The sequence below is a fragment of the Enterobacter sp. Ag1 genome, from assembly GCA_000277545.1.
Classification (GTDB): Bacteria; Pseudomonadota; Gammaproteobacteria; order Enterobacterales; family Enterobacteriaceae; genus Cedecea.
Genome location: AKXM01000024.1, coordinates 88,374 through 113,533, shown reverse-complemented (window position 1 = coordinate 113,533; position 25,160 = coordinate 88,374). Strand labels below are relative to the sequence as shown.

General features: G+C 54.3%; 19 protein-coding genes, 1 rRNA gene and 1 riboswitch. Of the genes, 6 read left to right on the top strand and 14 right to left on the bottom strand.

Annotated features, from left to right (window positions below):
* The 3 genes from A936_RS10675 to btuB form a co-directional block, all read right to left on the bottom strand.
* Positions 1-299 (bottom strand): 16S ribosomal RNA (locus tag A936_RS10675); the annotation flags it as partial.
* A 374-nt stretch (positions 300-673) separates the two neighbouring features.
* Positions 674-1,525 (bottom strand): glutamate racemase, encoded by an 852-nt coding sequence (murI, locus tag A936_RS10670; protein WP_008457583.1) that lies wholly within the window; start codon positions 1,523-1,525, stop codon positions 674-676.
* Positions 1,470-3,311: a TonB-dependent vitamin B12 receptor BtuB gene (gene btuB / locus A936_RS10665; RefSeq protein ID WP_008457581.1), complete on the bottom strand. Its 1,842-nt coding sequence runs from the start codon at positions 3,309-3,311 to the stop codon at positions 1,470-1,472. Before btuB ends, murI begins: the two co-directional genes overlap by 56 nt.
* Before the next feature lie 69 nt (positions 3,312-3,380).
* Positions 3,381-3,568, bottom strand: a riboswitch (cobalamin riboswitch).
* A gap of 124 nt (positions 3,569-3,692) precedes the next feature.
* Here btuB and trmA point away from each other — a divergent pair.
* Positions 3,693-4,793 (top strand): tRNA (uridine(54)-C5)-methyltransferase TrmA, encoded by a 1,101-nt coding sequence (gene trmA / locus A936_RS10660; RefSeq protein ID WP_008457579.1) that lies wholly within the window; start codon positions 3,693-3,695, stop codon positions 4,791-4,793.
* A gap of 40 nt (positions 4,794-4,833) precedes the next feature.
* On the opposite strand, the gene A936_RS10655 is transcribed toward trmA, so the two are convergent.
* Both A936_RS10655 and fabR read right to left on the bottom strand, forming a co-directional pair.
* On the bottom strand, positions 4,834-5,190 hold the full coding sequence (locus A936_RS10655) for a YijD family membrane protein (RefSeq protein ID WP_008457577.1): 357 nt from the start codon (positions 5,188-5,190) through the stop codon (positions 4,834-4,836).
* 11 nt (positions 5,191-5,201) lie between these two features.
* Complete coding sequence (gene fabR / locus A936_RS10650; protein ID WP_039289193.1) at positions 5,202-5,843, bottom strand: HTH-type transcriptional repressor FabR; 642 nt, start codon at positions 5,841-5,843, stop codon at positions 5,202-5,204.
* Between the two features lie 196 nt (positions 5,844-6,039).
* Here fabR and sthA point away from each other — a divergent pair, with 196 nt between their 5' ends.
* Complete coding sequence (gene sthA / locus A936_RS10645; protein WP_008457573.1) at positions 6,040-7,440, top strand: Si-specific NAD(P)(+) transhydrogenase; 1,401 nt, start codon at positions 6,040-6,042, stop codon at positions 7,438-7,440.
* Here the strand turns inward: sthA and oxyR are convergent.
* The 5 genes from oxyR to argC all read right to left on the bottom strand — a co-directional run bounded on the left by oxyR (position 7,423) and on the right by argC (position 13,080).
* Positions 7,423-8,340 carry a DNA-binding transcriptional regulator OxyR gene (gene oxyR, locus A936_RS10640; protein ID WP_008457571.1) on the bottom strand — a complete coding sequence of 306 codons (918 nt, stop codon included), beginning with the start codon at positions 8,338-8,340 and terminating at the stop codon, positions 7,423-7,425. The two genes, sthA and oxyR, sit on opposite strands and share 18 nt — an antisense overlap.
* A gap of 242 nt (positions 8,341-8,582) precedes the next feature.
* Positions 8,583-9,956 (bottom strand): argininosuccinate lyase, encoded by a 1,374-nt coding sequence (gene argH, locus A936_RS10635; protein ID WP_008457569.1) that lies wholly within the window; start codon positions 9,954-9,956, stop codon positions 8,583-8,585.
* Between the two features lie 78 nt (positions 9,957-10,034).
* Positions 10,035-11,252, bottom strand: a complete 1,218-nt coding sequence (locus A936_RS10630; RefSeq protein WP_008457567.1) for an argininosuccinate synthase — start codon at positions 11,250-11,252, stop codon at positions 10,035-10,037.
* A gap of 30 nt (positions 11,253-11,282) precedes the next feature.
* Positions 11,283-12,059 (bottom strand): acetylglutamate kinase, encoded by a 777-nt coding sequence (gene argB, locus A936_RS10625; RefSeq protein WP_157141403.1) that lies wholly within the window; start codon positions 12,057-12,059, stop codon positions 11,283-11,285.
* Positions 12,060-12,075: 16 nt separating this feature from the next.
* The gene (gene argC, locus A936_RS10620; RefSeq protein WP_008457564.1) at positions 12,076-13,080 is read right to left on the bottom strand and encodes an N-acetyl-gamma-glutamyl-phosphate reductase; all 1,005 of its coding nucleotides are present in this window, start codon (positions 13,078-13,080) and stop codon (positions 12,076-12,078) included.
* 186 nt (positions 13,081-13,266) lie between these two features.
* On the opposite strand from argC, the gene argE reads away from it, so the two are divergent.
* The 3 genes from argE (at position 13,267) to A936_RS10605 (ending at position 19,379) form a co-directional block, all read left to right on the top strand.
* Positions 13,267-14,418, top strand: a complete 1,152-nt coding sequence (gene argE, locus A936_RS10615; protein ID WP_034808745.1) for an acetylornithine deacetylase — start codon at positions 13,267-13,269, stop codon at positions 14,416-14,418.
* Between the two features lie 235 nt (positions 14,419-14,653).
* Positions 14,654-17,305, top strand: a complete 2,652-nt coding sequence (gene ppc / locus A936_RS10610; RefSeq protein WP_008457560.1) for a phosphoenolpyruvate carboxylase — start codon at positions 14,654-14,656, stop codon at positions 17,303-17,305.
* A 340-nt stretch (positions 17,306-17,645) separates the two neighbouring features.
* On the top strand, positions 17,646-19,379 hold the full coding sequence (locus A936_RS10605) for a phosphoethanolamine transferase CptA (RefSeq protein WP_008457558.1): 1,734 nt from the start codon (positions 17,646-17,648) through the stop codon (positions 19,377-19,379).
* 70 nt (positions 19,380-19,449) lie between these two features.
* Here the strand turns inward: A936_RS10605 and metF are convergent, their stop codons facing one another.
* The 3 genes from metF to metB all read right to left on the bottom strand — a co-directional run bounded on the left by metF (position 19,450) and on the right by metB (position 24,166).
* Entirely contained in the window at positions 19,450-20,340 is an 891-nt protein-coding gene (metF, locus tag A936_RS10600) for a methylenetetrahydrofolate reductase (protein WP_008457556.1), read from the bottom strand.
* A gap of 230 nt (positions 20,341-20,570) precedes the next feature.
* Positions 20,571-23,003 (bottom strand): bifunctional aspartate kinase/homoserine dehydrogenase II, encoded by a 2,433-nt coding sequence (locus tag A936_RS10595; RefSeq protein ID WP_008457555.1) that lies wholly within the window; start codon positions 23,001-23,003, stop codon positions 20,571-20,573.
* A 2-nt stretch (positions 23,004-23,005) separates the two neighbouring features.
* Positions 23,006-24,166 carry a cystathionine gamma-synthase gene (gene metB, locus A936_RS10590; RefSeq protein WP_008457554.1) on the bottom strand — a complete coding sequence of 387 codons (1,161 nt, stop codon included), beginning with the start codon at positions 24,164-24,166 and terminating at the stop codon, positions 23,006-23,008.
* 276 nt (positions 24,167-24,442) lie between these two features.
* Here metB and metJ point away from each other — a divergent pair, with 276 nt between their 5' ends.
* Entirely contained in the window at positions 24,443-24,760 is a 318-nt protein-coding gene (metJ, locus tag A936_RS10585; RefSeq protein ID WP_008457553.1) for a met regulon transcriptional regulator MetJ, read from the top strand.
* A gap of 105 nt (positions 24,761-24,865) precedes the next feature.
* On the opposite strand, the gene rpmE is transcribed toward metJ, so the two are convergent.
* On the bottom strand, positions 24,866-25,081 hold the full coding sequence (gene rpmE / locus A936_RS10580) for a 50S ribosomal protein L31 (protein WP_008457552.1): 216 nt from the start codon (positions 25,079-25,081) through the stop codon (positions 24,866-24,868).
* Positions 25,082-25,160 lie beyond the last annotated feature (79 nt).

Genomic DNA, 25,160 nt, shown 5'->3' with positions numbered 1-25,160 from the left:
CTCTCAGACCAGCTAGGGATCGTCGCCTAGGTGAGCCATTACCCCACCTACTAGCTAATCCCATCTGGGTTCATCTGATGGCAAGAGGCCCGAAGGTCCCCCTCTTTGGTCTTGCGACGTTATGCGGTATTAGCTACCGTTTCCAGTAGTTATCCCCCTCCATCAGGCAGATCCCCAGACATTACTCACCCGTCCGCCGCTCGTCACCCAGGAGCAAGCTCCCTGTGCTACCGCTCGACTTGCATGTGTTAGGCCTGCCGCCAGCGTTCAATCTGAGCCATGATCAAACTCTTCAATTTAAAAGTGTTTGATGCTCAAAGAATTAAAACTGTTTATAAAATCAGTAGTCACTCTTCAAGACTTGATATTTGTTTGCATCCGGAGATGCTGAGATATCAATCCTGCGAGTGCCCACACAGATTGTCTGATAAATTGTTAAAGAGCAGTGAGTCAGTCGCTTTCGCTTGCTAACTCGAGGTGGCGTATATTACGCTTTCCTCTTTCAGAGTCAAGCGTTTATTTTCGCTTTCGTCTGACTGACTGCCGGGTTGTGAAGCCGCTTTCGAAGCCGCTTCGCCGTGTCAGTGGAGGCGCATTATAGGGAGTTCTCAGAGCCTGACAACCCCTAATTTGAAAAAAACTTTCAAGCGTCGTTTTTTTACTCAAAACGGCACTAAAGTGCCAGTTTTTCGAGCCTTTCAAAGCCGTAACGTTGTAAAACGGGCATTAATTGCGCAGTTTCAGGCGTGAATGCCATACAATAGGCAATATTCGGATCTGCAGACGCCGCTTCAGGCGCTTCATGTTCCAGTAACCAAACGGTACGCCTTGCAATCGCGGCACCGGAATCAATCAGCCTCGTCCCCTCAGGTAACACTTCCAACAGTTCTTCCTGTAATAAAGGGAAATGCGTGCAGCCTAATACAACGGTATCCGGCGGCTCCGACATCCGTAACCACGGCCGCAGGATTTTACGCAGCTCGTCCAGCGGTACAGGCTCACCATGAAGCTTCGCCTCCGCCAGCTCCACCAGTTCGGCAGACCCCAGCATCTCAATTTTGCATTCGGTAGCAAATCGGGAGATAAGCTCGTGGGTATAAGGACGCTTGACCGTGCCGCGTGTTGCCAACAGACCCACAACCCCATTTGTCGTCAAACGCGCAGCCGGTTTAATCGCAGGCACAACGCCAACAACAGGGAAGTCGAACTTTTCGCGTAAAGCAGGGAGGGAAACAGTGCTTGCGGTATTACAGGCAATAACAGCGAGGGCTAAAGGATAATGCTGCTGGACAGCAGTCACTATTGAGACCACCCGGTCGACGATAAACTCTTCGCTCTTTTCGCCGTATGGAAACGCCACGTTATCGAAGGCGTAGATGTAATGAAGATCCGGCAGAAGCTGCCGAATCTCATTGTAGACGGACAGCCCACCAACGCCGGAGTCAAAAACCAGCACGGTGGGATGTGCATCAGAAGGTGTAGCTGCCAGACAAGGTGTATTCCCGTCCTGCAGTATGGTAGCCATAAACCGTCTCGTAATCTTTATCGAACAGGTTAGCTATTTTACCACGAACTGTAAGATGTGAGGTGACTGGATACGACAAGGCAACATCCCACAGGCTTACACCGCCCATTTTCACGGTTTGATAGGTATTGAAATCGGTATCGTAGCGTGAGCCCAGGTAATGATAAGTTACGCTCCAGTCCAGATCGTAGAGCGCCCAGTCAAGCTGGTACTTCACCTGTTGCTTAGCGCGACGCGCCAACGGTGCATCGGTCAGGCCATTGCGAGCGTCAACATAGTCATAGCTAACGCTGTGCTGCACGGGCCCGGTATCAAAGGAAGCCGTCCCTTCAATGCCTTTGATATTGGCCTTGCCTACGTTGTAATAGCTGTTCGTCCCGCTGTTGAAGTCGATCAGGTTATCAACAAGGTTGCGGTAACCCGAAACGCGCCAGTTCACGCCGGAAGTTAACCCTTCAAATGCGCCTTCCCACTGACGGCTTTCTTCTGGATTCAGATCTCTGTTCCCGTAGAAGCCAAACAGCTGCCCCTGGTTTGGCGCCTTAAACGCCGTACCGTAGGAGGCAATAAAGCGATACCCCTCAACAAATTCCCATGCCGCACTACTCTGCCAGGTGCCGTGATTACCGAACTCTGAGTTGTTATCGTTACGCGCGGCACCTTCAAAGGTGAAATCACCCAGCTTTTGCAGCGCTGTCAAATAGACGCCAGTATTACGCTGGTCGTAGCCGTCAGTTACATAGTTAGTACCCGGTTCAGTGCTTTGCTTCTGCCAGTCAACGCCCGCCCCAACATTTCCTGCACCGAGATCAACAGAGTTAGTCCACTGCAGGTTGTACTGCTTAATTTCATCCAGGGTAGCGCTTGAGTCGTAGCGCCCGAGGCGTGGATCGAAATTGTAATCTTTGCTGTGGCCGTAGCTGGAAATCAGCTGTGAGTGGAAGATATCGTTACTAAAGCGCAGTCCCGCGTCCCATGTCTGGCTGTAAAGCTGCCGGGTATCCACCAGCACGCCGGGGATATAGCTGCTGCCGTCATAGGCCGTACGGTTATCGTAGCCGTAGCCACGCACAAAGCCGCTCCATTGCTCAGAAAAGCTGTGCTCAAGCGCTCCGTAAAGAGATTTACTCATAAAGCCGTCGCGATCGGGCTGACGCAGGCCGCCGGTATTACCCTCAGCCACAACGTCAAAACCTTTGGTGTACTCATAGTTGCCAGCCAGAGTCACGCGAGTGCTATCCCCCAGCTTTTGCTGCGTGCTGGCGTCATAGTTCTGGTAGCCGTTTGAGCCCACTCCCGCCGTCAGCGTTGTGCCGTCTTTATCTCGGGTGGTGATAATGTTGATGACACCGCCGATAGCATCAGAGCCATAGACAGCTGAACGAGGCCCACGGATGTACTCTACGCGCTGAACAAGAGAGACTGGAATCTGGCTGAGGTCGGAAGAGCCGGTCACGCCGGCCTGATTAAGGCGGATGCCGTCAATCAGCACCAGCACATGGCTGGAATTAGTCCCGCGAATAAACACTGAGGAGAGCTGACCAAGGCCACCATTTTGCGCAATATCTACCCCCGGCAGGCGGCGCATCACGTCAGTCAGAGATTTTGACTGCCAGCGATCGATATCTTCACGCGTAACCACCGACGTCGGCGCCAGAACGCTATTCACCGGCTGCTGAAAACGATTCGCAGTCACTACCAGGGTATTGCCAGTGTTGCTGTCCTGCGCCCAAACTGAAAAAGCCGTTGCGGACAGAGCCGTCAACAGCGAAACCTTCTTTATCATCATTTATATAAGCACCCGCTTTCGACCAGGATGCCGCAGATATGGCAAATAGCACGCGATAGCCATATCACTTGCGACGTCGTTCCGGCAGGTCTTCGGGCTTGGGGGCTTAATTAAGATGAGGACTTCCCGCTTATATAAGAAAGCAGTGTCTGCATAATGCGTTCATCTTGCCGTTCCTTACCGCTGCGCGTCAGCCCCAGAATCACACTGGGTTCCCTTTTAACTCTCAGGAGGCCGGAAAAGCCATGCTACCGTTAGGCTTATACGGATGTCCAGACTTCCGGCTGAACTTCTTAACGCGATCGGGCTGGACATCCCGGGTCGAATCCCTACAATCGCCGCGTAGTTTGTATTCATTGACCGACTGGATGGCTAGCCATGACCCCTGAACACCTCCCGACAGATCAGTACGACGCGCAACTGGCGGAAAAAGTCACTCGCCTCGAAGGCATGATGGCGCCTTTTGCCGCACCGGCCCCGGAGGTATTCCGCTCACCGGTAAGTCACTATCGCATGCGAGCTGAGTTCCGCATCTGGCATGAAGGTGACGACCTGTATCACATCATGTTCGATCAGCAGACTAAAAGCCGCATCCGGGTCAACAGCTTCCCGGCGGCCAGCGAGCTGATTAACGCCCTGATGCCAGCTATGCTGGATGGCGTCCGCGATATTCCAGCCCTGCGCCACAAGCTGTTCCAGATTGACTACCTGACTACCCTGAGCAATCAGGCCGTAGTGTCTTTGCTCTACCACCGCAAGCTGGATGATGAATGGCAGCAGCATGCCGAGGCGCTGCGCGACAGCCTGCGCGCCCGCGGCTTTAACGTGCATTTGATTGGCCGTGCAACAAAAACCAAGATTGAGCTGGACCAGGATTTTATCGACGAACGCCTGCCGGTTGCCGGTAAAGAGATGATTTACCGCCAGGTTGAGAACAGCTTCACTCAGCCAAACGCGGCCATGAATATTCAGATGCTGGAATGGGCGCTGAGCGCGACAGAAAATTCAAGCGGCGACCTGCTGGAGCTCTACTGCGGGAACGGCAACTTCTCGCTGGCTCTGGCCCGCAACTTCGACCGTGTGCTGGCGACCGAAATAGCTAAACCGTCCGTGGCTGCGGCGCAGTACAACATCGCAGCCAACAATATTGATAACGTGCAGATTATCCGCATGGCGGCGGAAGAGTTTACCCAGGCGATGAACGGCGTAAGGGAGTTTAACCGCCTGCAGGGAATCGATCTCAAAAGCTATCAGTGCGAAACCATTTTTGTCGATCCGCCGCGCAGCGGCCTGGATGCTGACACGGTAAAAATGGTGCAGGCCTACCCGCACATCCTTTATATCTCCTGCAATCCACAGACGCTGTGCGAGAACCTGGAAACATTATCCCAGACTCACAGCATCACCCGTCTGGCGCTGTTTGATCAGTTCCCGTACACGCATCACATGGAATGCGGCGTACTGCTCACGCGCAAATAGAAAAAGGACGCCTCGGCGTCCTTTTTGCTATTTATCGGGCTTACTCAGCCGCTTCTGATTTGCGGGAGCGAACTTTAAACAAAATCCAGAACAGCACAACCACCGACAGAATCGAAGGGATAAAGTTAGAGCCAATCGCCGGGTATTCAACGCGAACCACTGAACTATAAAGCAACACACCTAACACAAAACAGGCTGCAGCAAGGCTCGGTAACCCAACCGGCATCGTACGGTTCTGATAGCGCTGATGCAGGCAACAAACCGCCAGCACCAGAGCAATAATAGGAAATATCGAGAACGGAACAACCGAGCTGAACAGCGCGGCAAAAGATCCGTTAATCGACAGACCAGCGATTAACGCCAGCGCCAGCGTACCTCTATCTTGTAACTGTTTCATTGCTCGTTCCTTCACTCTTCGGATAAATGAGCCAGTGCCATTTTTTCTTGTTCCCGGCGATACCAGTAGTAAGCCCCTTTCGAGATCATACGTAGCTGCAACACCAGTCGCTCTTCGAGCTGGCGACGCTGTTCAATATCAACGTCCAGCGCTTCGGCACCTGCACTAAAAACAATCGTGACCATCGCTTCCGCCTGCGCTTCGGTGAAGCTGCGAGGCATGCGATTTTCGAGTTCTAAATAGTCGGCAAGTTCCGCAATGAAGTGCTGAATTTCACGGGCAACCGCGGCACGAAACGCCGCAGACGTGCCTGAACGTTCACGCAACAACAGGCGGAAAGCGTTAGGGTTATTGCCGATAAACTCCATGAACGTTGACACTGAGGTACGGATCACGCTGCCGCCTTTGGCGATGCGCTGCCGCGCCTGCCGCATTAACTGCCGCAGCATCAGGCCACTTTCGTCTACCATTGTAAGACCGAGTTCATCAACATCGCGGAAATGGCGATAAAATGACGTTGGCGCAATACCGGCTTCGCGGGCAACTTCACGCAGGCTCAGGCTGGCAAAGCTTCTTTCGGCGCTTAGCTGGCTAAATGCCGCCTCGACTAAAGAACGCCTGGTTCTCTCTTTTTGTTGCGCTCTTACACCCATCATATTGCCTGAATCCTTCAAACAGAGCTGGAACTATATCAGAGAATCAAGCTACCGCTTTTATAGTGTATTGTGAATGATTGTTTACGGAACATTGACCTGCCCAGGCGGGAAAAAGCACAACGAGAATTGGGGAAATTCCTGGTTGATGTTACCATCGTGTTGCCTTTATGTATAAAAACAGGTAAGCCTTACCATGCCACAAACCTACGATTATGACGCAATAGTGATTGGTTCCGGTCCCGGAGGCGAAGGTGCCGCCATGGGGCTGGTGAAACAAGGAGCCAGGGTAGCGGTGATTGAGCGCTACCACAATGTCGGCGGCGGTTGCACCCATTGGGGCACCATCCCTTCGAAAGCCCTCCGCCACGCCGTCAGCCGCATTATTGAATTCAATCAAAACCCGCTCTACAGCGACCACACTCACCTTCTCCGCTCCTCTTTTGCCGACATCCTGAACCACGCCGACAGCGTGATTAACCAGCAAACCCGCATGCGCCAGGGCTTTTACGAGCGTAACCGCTGCGAGATGCTGCAGGGCGATGCGCACTTTGTGGATGAGCACACTGTCGAGCTTCTGTGCCACGATGGGTCGGTCGAAACCTACACCGCCGAGAAGTTTGTCATTGCCTGCGGTTCTCGCCCTTACCGCCCGCCAGAAGTTGATTTTACCCACCCACGTATCTACGACAGCGACTCAATTCTCAGCCTGCATCACGAACCGCGCCATGTGATCATCTATGGTGCCGGGGTGATCGGCTGTGAGTACGCATCGATCTTCCGCGGGATGAACGTCAAAGTTGATCTGATCAACACTCGCGATCGCCTGCTGGCTTTCCTCGATCAGGAAATGTCGGATTCACTTTCCTATCACTTCTGGAACAGCGGCGTGGTTATTCGCCACAACGAAGAGTTTGAGAAGATTGAAGGCGTGGACGACGGCGTGATTGTTTCTCTGAAGTCCGGCAAAAAAGTGAAGGCGGATTGCCTGCTTTACGCCAACGGACGTACCGGGAATACAGATTCACTGGCGCTGGAAAATATCGGGCTCGAAGCCGACAGCCGTGGACTCATCAAGGTCAACAGCATGTACCAGACCGCGCTGCCGCATATTTACGCGGTGGGCGACGTGATCGGTTATCCAAGCCTGGCTTCAGCAGCCTACGATCAAGGCCGTATCGCCGCTCAGGCGCTGGTGAAAGGGGAAGCCACGGGGCATCTGATCGAAGACATTCCGACCGGCATCTACACCATTCCAGAAATCAGCTCCGTGGGCAAAACGGAACAACAGCTAACCTCGATGAAAGTACCTTACGAAGTGGGCCGGGCGCAGTTTAAACATCTCGCGCGGGCGCAAATCGTGGGTATGAACGTTGGGACGCTGAAAATTCTGTTCCACCGTGAGACGAAAGAAATTCTGGGGATCCACTGCTTTGGCGAGCGCGCGGCCGAAATCATTCACATCGGCCAGGCGATAATGGAGCAGAAAGGTGGCGGTAACACCATTGAGTACTTCGTTAACACCACCTTTAACTACCCAACAATGGCGGAAGCCTATCGGGTAGCGGCGCTTAACGGCTTAAATCGCCTGTTTTAGCGCTGAGTCGAAATGGCCATCCATCTGCGTACGGATGGCCTCTGCCAGCTGCTCATAGCGGCTGCGCAGCGGTGATCCCGGACGATAAACCAGGCCGACGGTACGACGCGGTTCTGGTTTATAACACGGCAGATAAACTACGCCGTCTCGCTGGCGTTCATGCGGCACAGCCAGGGCTGGCAAAAGCGTGATGCCACTTCCTGCAGCCACCATGTTACGCAGCGTCTCTAAGCTTGTTGCCCGGAAATGGGTATCTTCATCCGCACCCGCTTCAAAGCAAAAGCCCATAGCCTGATCGCGCAGGCAGTGCCCGTCTTCCAGCATCAGCAGCTTTTCACCGGCCAGATCGGACATCGGCACGCGGTCACGGTTCGCCCACGGGTGATCCTGATAAACCGCCAGCACCATCGGCTCATCAAACAACGGCACCTCGATAAACGCTTCGCTCTCTTTTACCAGCGCCAGAATGGCACAGTCCAGCTTGCCGCTGTCGAGCTGCGCCAGCAGCTGATGGGTCTGGGCTTCATGCAGATACATTTCCAGCTTAGGGAAAGTCTGATGCAGCATAGGAATAATTTGCGGCAGCAGGTAAGGCCCCACGGTTGGGATCAGGCCAATATGCAGCGGGCCGGACATGGCTTCGCCCTGCTGGCTTGCCATCTCTTTCAGTACTTTGACTTCACGCAGCACCGTCCGCGCCTGATCCACCAGCAGCAACCCCGCCTGGGTGAACAGCACTTTACGGCTGGTACGCTCCAGCAGCATAACGCCCAGTTCATCTTCCAGCTTGCGAATCTGGCCGCTCAGGGTCGGCTGGCTAACGTGACAGGCATCCGCTGCCCGACGAAAATGGCGGTGCTCGGCCAGCGCCACCAGGTATTCAAGATCTCGAATATTCATTCTCTATCCTCCTGCGCCACGATAGTTCATGGCGATAGATAGCATAGCAACGAACGATTATCCCTATCAAGCAATGTTGGTGAATAATAGCCAGCAACAGCAAGGCGCATCGCTCTGACTTACCCCAGAACGACGCGCGGCTGCAGAGACTCTCTGTTCTCTGAACCTGACGAATTATTAAAGCCAACGTGAACTTTTAGCGGACAGTATGTCCGCTTTTTTTTGTTCAAATTTCGAGGGGATTAGACCAGGCGCTGTTTCGCGTCGGCGATAGCCTGAGCAACCTGCTTAGGTGAAACACCGCCTTTCGCGGCGCGCTTGTCGAGGCAGGATTGCAACGACAGAATCGGATAAACGTCGTCGCCAATAACCGCGCTGAATTTCTGCAGGTCGGCCAGGGTTAAGGCTTCCAGCGCTTTACCTTGTTTAATTGCTTCCACGACAGCCTCGCCGACAATGTGGTGAGCTTCACGGAACGGCACGCCTTTAGCAACAAGGTAATCCGCCAGCTCGGTGGCGTTGGCATAGCCTTGCTCAGCGGCTTCCTGGCAGCGAGGACGTTTAACCTGAATGCCGTCCAGCACCAGCACGGACATATGCAGACAATCAAGCCAGGTATCGAGGGCGTCGAACAGGCCTTCTTTGTCTTCCTGCATATCTTTGTTATATGCCAGCGGCAGGCCTTTGAGGGTCATCATCATGCCGGTCAGGGCACCCTGCACGCGGCCGCACTTGCCGCGGATCAGCTCCAGCGCATCCGGGTTTTTCTTCTGCGGCATCAGGGAGGAACCAGAAGTCACGCGATCGGACAGCTCAACAAAACCGGCCTCCCCGGTGTTGAAGAAGATCAGATCTTCTGCAAAACGGGACAGGTGAACCATGCCGATAGAAGCGTTGGACAGCAATTCCAGCACATGATCGCGGTCAGAAACGCTGTCGAGGCTATTGCGGGTCGCGGAAGCAAAACCTAACCAGCCGGCAAGCTGTTCGCGGTCAATTTCATAGGCGGTGCCTGCCAGCGCGCCGCTGCCCAGCGGGCTGACGTCCAGGCGCTGCAGAGTGCTTTGCAAACGGCTTTCATCGCGCGCCAGCATCTCGACGTACGCCAGGCACCAGTGAGCAAAAGTGACCGGCTGCGCGCGCTGCAGGTGTGTATAACCCGGCATCACCGCATCCTGATTGGCTTCGGCTGTTTCAATTAATGCTTGCTGTACCTGGCGGGTGGCAGCCAGCAGCTCGCTGATTTGCATTTTGCACCACAGCTTCAGGTCGGTGGCGACCTGATCGTTGCGGCTACGGCCAGTGTGGAGTTTTTTACCCAGCGCACCGACTTTATCGATCAGCTTGCCTTCCACCCAGCTGTGAATATCTTCCGCGTCGCTTTCCAGAATAGCCTGCGGGTTAACCTGCACTTCTTCCAGCAAGACTTTCAGGGCCTGCTCAAGCTGCTGTTGCTCAGCTTCAGTCAGCACGCCCACGGTGACCAACGCTTTGGACCAGGCGACAGAACCTACGATGTCTTGCTCAGCCAGGCGATAGTCAAAGCGTAAAGAGTCATTGAATTGCTTAAACCGTTGATCGGCTGCCTGAGTAAAACGCCCACCCCAAAGTGCCATAGTCATGCTCCATTCATCATATTGATATTCGTTTGCCCCTCACGCATTCCCGGCCTGGGAACACGTGAGGGTAAAAAATTACTTCTTAAGTTCGTTCAGCGCACGGATACGGGAAGAGAGCGAGAACAGACGGATAAAGCCGCCCGCGTGGCTGTGATCGTAAACTTCATCTTCGCCAAAGGTCGCAAACTCTTCGCTGTAGAGGCTGTTCGGGGATTTTTTCTGAATTGCCGTCACCTGGCCTTTATACAGCTGCAGCACAACTTCGCCGTTCACTTCTTCCGCCAGCGACTCGGCAGATGCCTGCAGAGATTTACGCAGAGGTGCAAACCAGCGGCCATCGTACACAACGTAGGACATTTCGAGACCCAACTGCTCACGCCATTTGAAAGAGTCACGATCCAGCACCAGCTGCTCAACGCCACGCAGAGCAGCCATCATAATGGTGCCCCCTGGGGTTTCATAGCAACCACGAGACTTAATACCCACCAGACGGTTTTCAACGATATCGATACGGCCAATACCGTGCCTGGCCCCGATAGCGTTCAGGGTTTCCAGACACTTGAATGGGCTCATCGCTTCGCCGTTCACGGCCACAACCTTGCCCTGCTTAACGGTCACAGTGACCTGTTCAGCCTGATCCGGCGCTTCCTGCGGGTCAACGGTCCACACCCAACAGTCTTTGTTCGGGGCATTCCACGGGCTTTCCAGCACGCCGCCTTCGGTAGAAATGTGCCAGGCGTTTTCGTCACGGCTGTAGATTTTTTCCAGTGAGGCCGTCGTCGGGATATCACGCTCTTTCAGGTAATCGAGCAGCGCTTCACGGGAACGCAGGTTCCACTCACGCCACGGGGCAACAACCTTCAGATGCGGAGCCAGCGCGGCCCAGGTAGATTCAAAACGCACCTGGTCGTTACCTTTACCGGTTGCACCGTGGCACAGCGCATCTGCGCCCACTTTATTCGCCACATCCACCAGCGCTTTAGCGATCAGCGGACGCGCCATAGAAGTGCCGAGCAGATAGCTGCCTTCATACAGCGCCCCGGTCTGCAGCACAGGGTAAACATAGTCGCTGATAAACTCTTCACGTGCATCGACCACGTAGCACTCAGACGCCCCGGAGCGCAGCGCTTTCTGCTCAACGCCTTTCAGATCTTCACGATCCTGACCTATATCCACCACGCAGGCGACCACTTCGCAGCCGCCGTAGTTCTCTTTCAGCCATGGAATGATGGCTGAAGTGTCGAGGCCGCCAGAGTATGCGAGAACGATTTTTTTGATGCCGTGATTTTGCATTGTCTTGTCCTTGTTAAAACTATTCTTTGTCTATGCCAGAATCCGGGTGCCGATAGCCACACCGTTGAATAAAGAGGGTAGCTGATCCGCGTGGCGCCATGAGGCAATATCCACCGGGCGTCCCAGGGTACGGGCCGCATCCAGCGCCGCGTTCACTTTCACAATCATGCCGTCGGTAATAATGCCTTGCTCAATCAGCTGTTCGGCTTTGGCCGCCGTCATCTCAGCGATGCGCTGACCTTTACCGTCCAGGATACCGCTCACGTCGGACAACAGAATCAAATCCGCGCCGAGCGTTGCGGCCAGCGCCGTTGCCGCCTGATCCGCATTGACGTTCATCAGCTCGCCTTCAGTGGTCACACCGATGGAGCTAACAATCGGCAGGAAGCCGTTTTCCAGCAGCGTATTAATCAGTTTTGGCGAACCCGGTTTAGCCAGGCCGACGTGACCAAGCGCTTCGTCAAGCTGAGTCACCGTAACGCTATCCCCGTCACCGAGGCTCAAGCCAACGCCGTTAATGCCATGCTTCTTCGCCCAGGCCAGCAGAGTCTTGTTGGCCGTGCCCGCCAGCGCACCGGTAATAATGTCAATCTGGTCGGCAGGCGTCACACGCAGGCCGTTTTTCTTTTGTACCGGCAGCGCCAGCTTCTTCATCAGCTCATCCACCAGGCAACCGCCGCCGTGAACAATCACCAGCGAACGCTGATGGGACTGGCGATAGTTCACCAGCGCGGTAAACAGGCGCTCCAACGCCTCTTCGCTATCCAGCAGCACGCCGCCCAATTTGATAATTAAAGGATTCATCATTTCACCCGACCGACGGTTAAATAAGGGACTGCGTTTCGGCAAAGCCAAAACGAATATTAAGACACTGTACTGCCTGCGCCGCGGCACCTTTCAGCAGGTTATCCTCGGTGGCAACAACAATCAGGTGCTCATCCTGCACGGCAAAGCCGATGTCGCAGAACGGCAGGCCAACCACATTTTTCAGCGCAGGAACGCCTTTTTCGTACAGGCGAACCAGCGGCTTGTCGCCGTAGGCCTGGGTAAACGTCTCCGCGATCTGCTGCTGCGTAACGCCAGCTTTCAGGCGACAGGTAATCGTCGCCAAAATGCCACGCGGGAAATTGCCGAGGTGCGGGGTGAAAATCACCGACGCGCCAAGATGGGTAGCGATTTCTGGTTGATGGCGATGATTAAACACGCCGTAAGGCTGCAGGCTAACTTCGCAGAAGCTGTTGGAAATCGCGGCCTTGCGCCCGGCACCGCTGACGCCGCTGGTAGCGTTGATCACCGGCCACTGGTTCAAATCCAGCAGATCGGCATCAATCAGCGGCTTCAGCGCCAGCTGAGACGCCGTCGGATAGCAGCCCGGCACGGCAATTAAATTGCTCTCTTTGAGCGCAGCACCCTGCCATTCGGCCAAGCCATAAACCGCTTTTTCCAGCAGCTCAGGATGCTGATGGGTAAAACCGTAATAACGTTCATAGAACGCCGGGTCGTTAACGCGGAACGCGCCTGAGAGATCGATCACCACGCAGCCTGCCGCCAGGAACTGCGGAGCCAGATCGTGGCTGACTTCGTGGGCGGTGGCGAGGAACACCACATCCACACCCTCGCTGAACTCGCTGATGTCGGACATCGCCTGCAGCGGCAGATCAACAATGCCCTTTAACTGCGGATGCAAATCAGATATCAATTTTCCTGCATCTGAACTTTGCGCTGAAACCGTCAAAGCGGTTATGTTCATATCAGGATGGCGATTCAAATAGCTTACAAGCTCTGCGCCTGCATAACCGCTTGCACCCACAATCAGCGTATTCAACATCTGGGTCGTTCACCTTGTCTTTTCGGTCTGCTCAGAGTGCCAGCCTGACGCTTTCACCCACGTCCGTTAGCGTGGTTTTTTATTCACCGGAACGCTTAACTGTTCCTTTACGCTCAACGTTATTGTATTTTTATTCACAATTAATGCATGAATATTGATACTATCCTAACCTAAGGCCTGTCAACAGTGAAGATGAAATTACCGCCTTTTATCGAGATCTACCGCGCCCTGATCGCGACACCTTCCATCAGCGCCACCGACAGCGCGCTGGATCAAAGCAATGAGTCTTTAATCAATTTACTGGCGGGCTGGTTCCGCGACCTCGGTTTTAACGTCGAAATTCAGCCTGTGCCAGGCACTCGCAATAAATTCAATATGCTGGCGAGCAGCGGCCAGGGCGCTGGCGGCCTGTTACTGGCAGGGCACACCGATACTGTGCCGTTCGACGATGGCCGCTGGACGCGGGACCCGTTTACCCTGACCGAGCACGACAACAAGCTTTACGGCCTGGGTACCGCCGACATGAAAGGGTTCTTCGCGTTCATTCTGGATGCCCTGCGCGACGTGGATGTGACAACCCTGAAAAAGCCGCTCTACATATTGGCCACCGCCGATGAAGAGACCACCATGGCAGGTGCACGCTATTTCGCTGAAACAACCTCGCTTCGTCCGGACTGTGCGATCATCGGTGAACCGACATCGCTACAGCCGGTACGTGCGCACAAAGGACACTTGTCTAATGCCATTCGTATTCTGGGGCAGTCCGGCCACTCGAGCGATCCGGCGCGTGGCGTTAACGCCATTGAACTGATGCATGATGCCATCGGCCACATTCTCACGCTGCGCAATACGCTGAAAGATCGCTATCACCATGACGCCTTCACCGTGCCGTATCCAACCCTCAACTTAGGGCACATTAACGGCGGCGACGCGGCAAACCGCATTTGTGCATGTTGCGAACTTCACATGGATATTCGCCCGCTGCCGGGTATGACATTAAACGATCTGAACGGTTTACTGACCGAAGCATTAGAACCGGTAAGCCAGCGCTGGCCTGGTCGCCTGACGGTCTCTGAACTTCATCCGCCGATTCCAGGCTACGAATGCCCGCCGGACCACCAGCTCGTGCAGGTCGTTGAGAAACTGCTCGGCGCGCAAACGGAAGTGGTGAACTACTGCACCGAAGCACCGTTTATCCAGACCGTATGCCCAACGCTGGTGCTTGGTCCTGGCTCCATCAACCAGGCTCACCAGCCGGATGAATACATCGATACCCGCTTCATCAAGCCAACCCGGGAGTTAATTACTCAGGTAGTGCATCATTTTTGTTGGCATTAATTAATCGCGGTAAAAGGGGGTTTTACCCCCTTTTTAATCTGGAATAATCAGTATTCCTATAAGAAATGCTTATATGCGAAGTTGGTAATTAAATTTCATAAATTCGCGTCATTTCCTCGTTTGCTGAAACGATTTCGTAGCAATTGACGAATGGTTTATGACGTGGCTTTATAAAAGGCGGTGTTGAACCTTCACGGGTGAAATTAAGTTACATAATAGATTGGGCTGGAGTCATATGAACGAACGCTATTCTGCTTTGCGAAGTAATGTCAGCATGCTCGGAAAACTGCTCGGAGATACCATCAAAGATGCGCTGGGAGAAAATATCCTCGACCGCGTAGAAACGATCCGTAAGTTATCCAAGTCCTCCCGCGCCGGTAATGAAGCCAATCGTCAGGAGCTGCTGAGCACGCTGCAGAACCTCTCAAATGATGAACTGCTCCCCGTCGCCCGCGCCTTTAGCCAGTTTCTTAATCTTGCCAACACCGCAGAGCAGTACCACAGCATCTCCGCGACGGGCGAAGCGGCCAGCAACCCAGAAGTCATCGCTAAAACGCTGCAAAAACTGAAAAGTCAGCCGAGCATCAGCGAAGCAGACATTCGGGCAGCCGTTGAGTCTCTCTCTCTGGAGCTGGTGCTCACCGCTCACCCTACCGAGATCACTCGCCGTACCCTGATTCATAAACTGGTCGAAGTGAACAGCTGTCTGAAGCAGCTCGACCACAGCGATCTCGCCGACTACGAGCGCAACCAAATCATGCGCCGCCTGCGTCAGCTGGTTGCTCAGGCATGGCATACCGACGAAATTCGTAAGCATCGCCCTTCCCCGGTCGACGAAGCCAAATGGGGCTTCGCGGTGGTAGAAAACAGTCTGTGGGAAGGGGTGCCAAACTACCTGCGTGAGCTTAACGAACAGCTCGAAGAGAATCTGAATTACAAACTGCCGGTGGACTTCGTCCCGGTACGCTTTACCTCCTGGATGGGCGGCGACCGCGACGGCAACCCGAACGTAACGTCCGAAATCACCCGTCACGTCCTGCTTCTCAGCCGCTGGAAAGCCACCGACCTGTTCCTGCGCGATATCGCGGTCCTGGTTTCCGAGCTGTCGATGGTGGAATGCACGGCGGAGCTTAGCGAACTGGCAGGGCCGGATGCGGGCCAGGAACCTTATCGCCACATCATGAAAGGCCTGCGCCAGCAGCTGCTCTCCACCCAGGCCTGGCTTGAAGCCCGCCTGAAAGGCCAGCGTCTGCCGAAGCCGGAAGGTCTGCTCATTCAAAACGAGCAGCTTTGGGATCCGCTCTACGCCTGTTATCAATCCCTGCAGGCCTGCGGCATGGGCATCATCGCTAACGGGCAGTTGCTGGACACCCTGCGCCGCGTGAAATGCTTCGGCGTGCCGCTGGTACGCATTGATATTCGCCAGGAAAGCACGCGCCACAGCGAAGCGCTGGGCGAAATGACCCGCTATCTTGGCATCGGCGACTACGAAAGCTGGTCAGAGGCTGATAAACAAGCCTTCCTGATCCGCGAACTGAACTCCAAGCGCCCTCTGCTGCCTCGCCAGTGGGAGCCAAGCGCTGACACTCAGGAAGTGCTGGAAACCTGCAAAGTGGTAGCCGAAGCGCCACGCGGTTCCATTGCTGCCTACGTTATTTCGATGGCCAAGACGCCGTCAGACGTGCTGGCCGTTCACCTGCTGCTGAAAGAAGCGGGCTGTACCTTCGCCCTGCCGGTTGCGCCACTGTTTGAAACCCTCGACGACCTGAATAACGCCGACGACGTCATGACCCAGTTGCTGAATATCGACTGGTACCGTGGCTTTATCCAGGGCAAACAGATGGTGATGATTGGCTATTCCGACTCGGCGAAAGATGCTGGCGTGATGGCCGCATCCTGGGCGCAATATGAAGCGCAAGATGCGCTGATCAAAACCTGTGAGAAAGCCGGTATCGCCCTGACGTTATTCCACGGGCGCGGCGGCTCCATTGGCCGTGGCGGTGCGCCAGCGCACGCAGCTCTGCTTTCTCAGCCACCAGGCAGCCTGAAAGGTGGCCTGCGCGTCACCGAGCAAGGTGAGATGATTCGCTTTAAATACGGCCTGCCAGAAATCACCATCAGCAGCCTGTCGCTCTACACCAGCGCGATCCTTGAAGCTAACCTGCTGCCGCCGCCAGAGCCGAAGAAAGAGTGGATTCAGATCATGAACTCACTTTCTGCGACGTCCTGCGAGATGTATCGCGGCTATATTCGCGAGAACACAGACTTCGTGCCGTATTTCCGTTCCGCCACGCCGGAGCTGGAATTGGGCAAACTGCCGTTGGGCTCTCGCCCAGCTAAACGTCGTCCAAACGGCGGGGTAGAATCTTTACGTGCGATCCCGTGGATCTTCGCCTGGACCCAAAACCGCCTGATGCTGCCGGCCTGGCTGGGCGCAGGCGCGGCGCTGCAAAAGGTCGTGGAAGAAGGCAAGCAAAGCGAGCTGGAAACAATGTGCCGCGACTGGCCGTTCTTCTCCACTCGCCTTGGCATGCTGGAGATGGTGTTTGCCAAAGCCGACCTTTGGCTGGCGGAATACTACGATCAGCGCCTGGTGAAGCCAGAGCTGTGGAAACTGGGCAAACAACTACGTGACCAGCTGGAAGCCGACATCAAAGTCGTGCTGGATATCGCCAACGACTCACACCTGATGGAAGATTTACCGTGGATTGCCGAGTCGATTACCCTGCGTAATATCTATACCGATCCGCTGAACGTCCTGCAGGCCGAACTGCTGCACCGCTCGCGCCAATCGGAAGAGAAAGGCGAAGCGCCTGATGCCCGCGTAGAGCAAGCCCTGATGGTCACCATCGCCGGGGTTGCCGCCGGGATGCGTAATACCGGCTAAGATTTTTTAGCTTTGTCATTTCCCCCGCAAACGCGGGGGTTTTTATTTCTAACTAGTGAAAACGCTCATCGCCACTCAACGTACTTAACACGTTTATTGCCCCCGCCATCTTCAACAAATAAACAACAAAAAACCAAAAGCATTGGCCGTATAAATATCCCCGGAACAAGCCTGAAATTACGCTGTCATTATTCCGACACATTTTCTATATTGTGCGCAAAAGTCATCCAGCAATGGGTGACTTTTTTCGTGAGTACAAGCCACCGTAGCGTTCATAACTAAGGCTTACTTAAGGTTTTCTCATTACGGTTAATGATAATTTAATAGCACAGGCAAGAGTATGCACTTCACATTGAAACAGTCTGAACGTAAGTTCAGCATTAAAGCCCTTGGATGGGTTTTACTCTACTTTTGGTATTTTTCCTCGGTTTTGCAGATTGCCATCTTAACAACAGGCTACAGCGGTACAACAGGGCTGCGTGACTCCTTACTGTTTAGCTCTCTGTGGTTTATTCCTGTATTTCTGTTTCCACAGCGTACGCGCATTATTGCCGCCTTTATTGGCGTTATCCTTTGGGCAGCCTCAATCGCCGCCCTGGGTTACTACGTTGTCTACGGGCAGGAGTTCTCGCAAAGCGTTCTGTTTGTGATGTTCGAAACAAACGCCAGCGAGGCCAGCGAATACCTGAGTCAGTATTTCAGCCTGAAGCTGCTGCTCATTGCGGTTGCCTATACGCTGGGTGCCATCTTTCTTTGGACCCGTCTGCGCCCGGTTTATATTCCAAACCCGTGGCGCTGGTTGGTTTCCTTCGCCATCCTGTTCGGCCTGGTGCTCAATCCGGTGGGTAAAGAGTGGCTTATCAACAAACGCAGCCTTGGCGAATCCTTCTCCAGTATTTCTTATCGCCTTGAGCCTGCGGCCCCCTGGCAGTTTATCGTCGCCTATACCGAATATCGCCAGCAGTTGGACAGCCTGAATAACCTGCTAACGTCCAACAATGCGCTGCCGCCGTTGGCTAACCTGAAAGACGCCTCCGGTAATGCGCCGCGCACTTTGGTACTGGTTATTGGTGAGTCAACGCAGCGTGGCCGCATGAGCCTGTACGGCTACCACCGCCAGACAACGCCAGAGCTGGATGAGTTGCATAAAACTGACCCGCAAATGACGGTGTTTAACGACGTCGTCACTTCACGTCCTTACACCATTGAAATTCTGCAGCAGGCGCTGACGTTTGCAGACGAGAAAGATCCGGATCTCTACCTGACTAAGCCTTCGCTGATGAACCTGATGAAGCAGGCCGGGTACAAAACCTTCTGGATCACTAACCAGCAGACCATGACCGAACGCAACACCATGCTGGCCGTATTCTCAAAGCAGACTGACAAACAATATTATATGAACCAGCAGCGTACCCAGAGCGCGCGCGAATACGACACGAACGTCCTCGCGCCGTTTAAAGAGGTTCTGGCCGACCCTGCACCGAAAAAATTCATTATTGTGCACCTGCTCGGCACGCATATTCGGTATGACTTCCGCTACCCGGAAAACTGGAACAAGTTTGATGGTAAAACGGACGATTTACCGGCTGGATTAACCAAAGATCAGCAAGAATCCTACAACAGTTACGATAACGCCAACCTGTTTAACGACCACGTGGTTTCCACGCTGATCAAAGACTACAAGGCCAGCGATCCTAACGGCTTCCTGCTCTATTTCTCTGACCACGGGGAAGAGGTTTACGACACACCGCCGCATCAGACCCAGGGGCGTAACGAAAACAAACCTACGCGTCATATGTACACCATCCCGTTCATCGTCTGGACGTCACCGACCTGGCAGCAGGCCCACCCGCGTGACTTCTCGGGAGATATAAACCGCAAATACAGCAGCTCAGAACTGATTCATACCTGGTCTGATTTAGCCGGTTTAAGCTATGACGGCTACGACGCAACACGGGCCATCACCAGCCCGCAGTTTGTCGAAGCGACCCGCTGGATTGGTAACCCGTATGATAAAAATGCGCTGCGGGATTACGATGCGCTGCCTTACGGCGATAGCGGCAGTAATCAGTAACGCTTTTAGCCCGTAAAGTAAAAAGCCCCGCTCACAGTTGAACGGGGCTTTTTTAATGTGAAATCAATGTCTACAGCTTGGGTCGAACGCCTAAAGTGTGGCAGATCGCATAGCTCATTTCCGCCCGGTTAAGCGTGTAGAAGTGGAAATCCTTCACGCCTTCCCGGCTCAGGATTTTCACCATATCCATGGCAATGTTCGCGCCCACCAACTGGCGGGTTTCGGCATCGTTATCCAGGCCTTCAAACATTTGTGCCATCCACGACGGAATACGCACGTTAGTCATATCGGCAAATTTCTTCGCCTGCCGGAAGTTTGAGACAGGCAGAATACCCGGGATTATCTCGACATCAATGCCTGTGGCCGCACAGCGATCGCGGAAGCGAAGATAGCTTTCAACATCAAAGAAGAATTGAGTAATCGCGCGGTTAGCACCGGCTTCAATTTTACGGCGCAGGCTGAGTAAATCCGCCTGGGCGCTTTTGGCTTCGGGATGGACTTCCGGATAGGCCGCAACGGAAATATCAAAGTCGCCGACTTCCTTGAGCAGCCCCACCAGGTCAGAAGCATACATATCCGGCTTACCGCTGCCAGGCGGTAGATCACCACGCAATGCAACGATATGGCGGATGCCGTTGTTCCAGTAGTCCTGCGCAATCGCCTGCAGTTCATCCCGCGTTGCATCGACACAGGTCAGATGCGGGGCTGCTTCAAGGCCAGTACGCTCTTTGATGCCTTTGATGATGCTGTGGGTACGGTCACGCTCGCCGGAGTTCGCCCCGTAGGTCACGGAAACAAACGTTGGTTTCAGGATGCTTAGCCTGTCGATAGACTTCCACAGGGTTTGTTCCATTTCACTGCTGCGCGGCGGGAAAAACTCAAAGGAAACATGAATATGCCCGGCCACTTCGGCCAGACTCTGGTTCAGCGCTTCCCGCTGATTCGCGTGAAAAAAGCTCATACCCTTACCTCGTCAATCGCATCGTTATCGTGTGGTGGCGTTTTATTGCTATCCAGACGTTTAGACGTCCAGATAGAAAGATGACCGAAAAGGCGAAAGTCGTCAATGAAAATGTCACCACAAAATGTGGAGGAATTCTCACATAAGATGAATTTTTTTCAGGAGAAACGGAGAAAGGGACATGCAGGAAAACGCACTCTCTTCCAAAGAAAGAGAGTGCGGGAAAGAAACTACAGCAGTTGTGCCAGGCGGTTCAGATCGGACTGAATGGCCCCGGCGGTAACATCGCGCCCGGCGCCAGGCCCGCGGATCACCAGCGGGTTGTCACGGTACCAGCGGCTTTCAATCGCGAAGACGTTGTCACACGGCAGCAGAGCGGCAAGCGGATGCTCTGCCCGCACGGCTTCAACCCCCACGCGAGCCTTGCCGTTCGCATCAAACCGGGCCACATAACGCAGCACCAGCCCCATCTCCTGGGCCGCCTCGAGCCGCTGCAGCATTTGCTCGTTCAGCTCATCACCGTTTTCAAAGAAATGGTCAATGGAGCCGCCTTCACAACCTGCGGGCACCAGAGATTCCACACGGACCTGATCCGGCTCGATGTCATAACCCGCCTCACGGGCCAGGATCACCAGCTTACGCATGACGTCTTTACCGGACAGGTCCACGCGCGGATCTGGCTCGGTTAGCCCCTGCTGCCAGGCCTGATCAACCAGTTCAGTAAACGGCACTGTGCCGTCAAACTGCAGGAACAGCCATGAAAGCGTCCCCGAGAAAATACCGCTGATAGCCAGAATAGCATCGCCGCTGTCACGCAGGTCGCGAACCGTATGGTTAACCGGCAGCCCTGCGCCCACCGTGGCGTTATACAGCCAGTGCCTGCCCGTTTTCTCAAACGCATCACGAATCTGGCGATACTTCTGGCCGTTCCCTGCGCCGGCAAGCTTATTGGCGCTGATCACATGGAAGCCATGGCTGGCGAAGTCCAGGTATTGATCGGCGAGCTGCTCGCTGGCGGTCACGTCCAGTACCACTAAATCATCATACGGATGAGCCCGCATCCACAGGAACAGCGACTCTTCGTCCTGCTGAACTGCCTCATCATTGAAGAAGGCCAACGCGCGACTGGCATCCAGACCGTCGTAATTCAGCAAGCTACGGCTGCTGTCCACCACGCCAGCCAGCACAAATTCAAATCCGGTACGGGCGGAGAGAATTTCCTGTTCGCGGGCAAACAGCTCAAGCCAGCGGGAACCGATGTTGCCTTTGCCGAACAGCATCAGACCGATACGCTTCTCAGCACGAAACAGCGACTTGTGTAGCCCCTGAATCAGGCTTTCCGTTGGGCCTACGCGCAGCACGGCCACCAGGCTAATGCCGTCTTCCGACTGCCAGATAAACTCCACGGGATGATCTTTCAACTGCTGCCAGAAACGGTGGCTATGCAGCGGGTTACGGCAAACACCGGCCCCGACCATTGCCACCAGCGCCAGGCCTTCACGCAGACGAAGCTCGCCCTGCAGGCTGGCATTCTGGAGAAGTTGCAGCACGCTGTTGGCGACTTCCGAGGTGTAGCAAAGCTGCAGTAAATTACGATCGGGATGCACGCCAATCGACAGTGGACGCACCTGACCGCGCTTGAGGATCATATCCAGCTCTTTTTGCGCCAGCTTGAAATCCTGATGCGACGGCACCTGATATTCGATCAGGCAAACATCGTCGTGACTGGTGACAATCCGGGCACCCGTGCCGGACGCCAGAACGCGCTCAATACGGGTCGAACCTTGCTCTGGCGAATAGCTGCAGCGCAGTTGCAGGTCGATATCGCTGCCGGATACGGGCTGTAATGTACGAGCGTGTAGCACCGGCGCGGCAAGACGAGCCAGCTCGCTGGCTTCATCCAGACGTAGCAGAGGCAACAGGCAGGCATCTTTCACTTTACGCGGATCCGCGCTGTAAACCCCGGCCACGTCGCTCCAGATAGTTACGCGAGAAACGCCAGCCAGCGCGCCAATCTGCGTCGCTGAATAGTCAGAACCGTTACGCCCCAGCAGCACAGTTTCACCCGCTTCATTGCTGCAGATAAAACCGGTCACAACCAGGCGTTTATTCGGGTGCTGGGCAAGCAAGTTTTGCAGCAGCGGCCAGGAACGGCCTTCGTCAACCTGTGGCTGGGCCGCACGTTCAGCACGCATAAAATCGCGGGCGTCCAGCCAGGCGGCTTCAACGCCCTGCTGATTCAGCACCGCAGCCATCAAACGCGCCGACCAGACTTCCCCGTGACCAACAACCTCTGCATAAACGGCATCGGTCATTTTACCGTCCAGCAGAACAGCAAGGCGCTCAAGGTCGTGGATAAACCCGGCAATCAGGCCATCCGCCACTTCCGGCGGCAATAAACCGCTAATAAGGTCGCTCTGATAGCGGCGCAGCGTTTGCTGAACCTGATGCGCGGAAAGCCTGTCGCTCTGGCTCAGCTTAAGCCAGTTAATCAACTGGTTAGTGGTACTGCCGGCGGCCGAAACCACCATCATGTCACCCGGTCTGGAATATTCGGTCATGATACCCGCCACGCGCAGGTAACATTTCACATCGGCAAGACTGCTGCCCCCAAACTTGTGCAGTTGACGAACCGGCGTCCCTGCTGGTGCTGAAACACTCATGCTTACCCCTCGGCAGCGACCCGGAAGGCATTTTCCAGATCGGCAATTAAATCTTCACTATCTTCTATACCTGTTGAAACGCGCAGCAGCGTTTCAGAAATGCCGGCGGCAGCTCGTGCCTCCGGCGCCATGCCCGCATGTGTCATGGTTGCGGCGTGAGAAATCAAGCTTTCCACGCCCCCCAGCGATTCCGCCAGGGTAAACAGCGACAGCGCCCCCAGGAAACGACGCAGCGTTTGCTCGTCACCGTCGAGCTCAAAGCTCAGCATCGCGCCAAACCCTTTTTGCTGACGGGCCGCAATCTCGTGGCCCTGGTTTTCCGGCAGTGAAGGATGATACAGCTTTTTCACCAACGGTTGCTGCTTGAGAAACTCAACAATGGCCTGAGCATTACGTTGAGCCACTTCCATACGTGGCGACAGAGTGCGCAGGCCACGCAACAGCAGGTAGCTGTCAAATGCGCTGCCGGTAACGCCAATGTTATTCGCCCACCATGCCAGTTCGGTGACCGTGGCAGGATCTTTTGCAATAACAACGCCCGCAACCACATCCGAATGGCCGTTGAGGTACTTAGTGCAAGAGTGCAGAACCAGATCGGCCCCCAGCGCCAGCGGGTTTTGCAGTGCCGGGCTCAGGAAGGTGTTATCCACCACGCTAATCGCACCCGCTTCACGCGATGCGGCACAGATTTTCGCAATATCCACGACGCGCAACAATGGGTTACTTGGACTTTCTACCAGTACCAGCTTTGGTTTTTCCGCCAGCGCAGAGTTTAAAGCCTCTTCATCATTCTGATCGACGAATAAAACGCGGTAAGCCCCACGTTTTGCCAGACTATCGAACAGGCGGTAGCTGCCACCATAGCAGTCGTGAGGCGCCACCAGCAGGTCGCCAGGTTTCAGGAATACGGTGGTGACCAGATGAATGGCCGACATGCCGGTATTGGTCATTACTGCCCCAGCCCCGCCTTCCAGCTCCGCTAACGCCCGCTGTACTACGTCGCGCGTTGGGTTACCCCGGCGTGAATAATCATGGGCACGCGGTTCATTAAAGCCGGTAAAGTTATAGGTGCTGGACAGGTGAATAGGTGGAACGACGCAGCCGTATTGCTCGTCATCATTCAAACCGCTACGAACTGCGATGGTTGCCTGTTTACGCGTCATGGTGTGCCCGATCCTTGCTGGTCGAATAAAAGTCAGGCCTCAGAGTAAACAACCGCAGTATGGACGTCAATACATCTGGACATCTAAACCTCTTTGCGTATAGATTGAGCAAAAGGCAAATAGCCGTTAAAATTATGCGTTTTAGAGTGTATATGTCTGAGTTTCGCGCTCAGGAAAGGGTTATCCTGTGCTGTACACTAAAAGAGATAATCGTCAACGCCGCGGATTTACCCGGCTTTGGCACGTTTTCATAGATTAAGAGGATTAAGGTATCTCATGGCTGAATGGAGCGGCGAATATATCAGCCCCTACGCTGAGCACGGTAAGAAGAGTGAACAAGTAAAGAAAATTACGGTTTCCATTCCTCTGAAAGTGTTGAAGATCCTCACCGACGAGCGCACGCGTCGCCAGGTGAATAACCTGCGTCATGCGACCAACAGTGAATTGCTGTGTGAAGCTTTTTTGCACGCCTTCACCGGCCAGCCGCTGCCGAACGATGCTGACCTGCGTAAAGAGCGCAGCGATGAAATCCCGGAAGATGCGAAGGTCATTATGCGTGAACTGGGGATCGATCCGGATACGTGGGAATATTAAGATCTGATGTTAAGGCGTCTGCGGGCGCCTTTTCTTATTGCGTTACCGGATAACAGACACAAAAAAGGCGCCTTCAGGCGCCTTTCTCTTTCCAGGGTGCGAAACTTATTTTTTCGCGCCTGGTACGCTGAAACGCTTGTTGAAGCGATCAACACGGCCGCCGGTAGCAACATCACGCTGTTTACCAGTGTAGAACGGGTGGCACTGACCACATACGTCCAGGTTCAGATCGTGACCTACGGTGGAGCGGATCTTGATAACATTACCGCAAGAGCAGTTTGCAGTAATTTCTTCGTATTTAGGATGGATATCTTTTTTCATGGTAAACCTCGGTAAAGGCCGCGTCGCTCTTCCAGCCCTAACGCCAGACACCACGCGATGTTAATAAATTAGGTTTTTT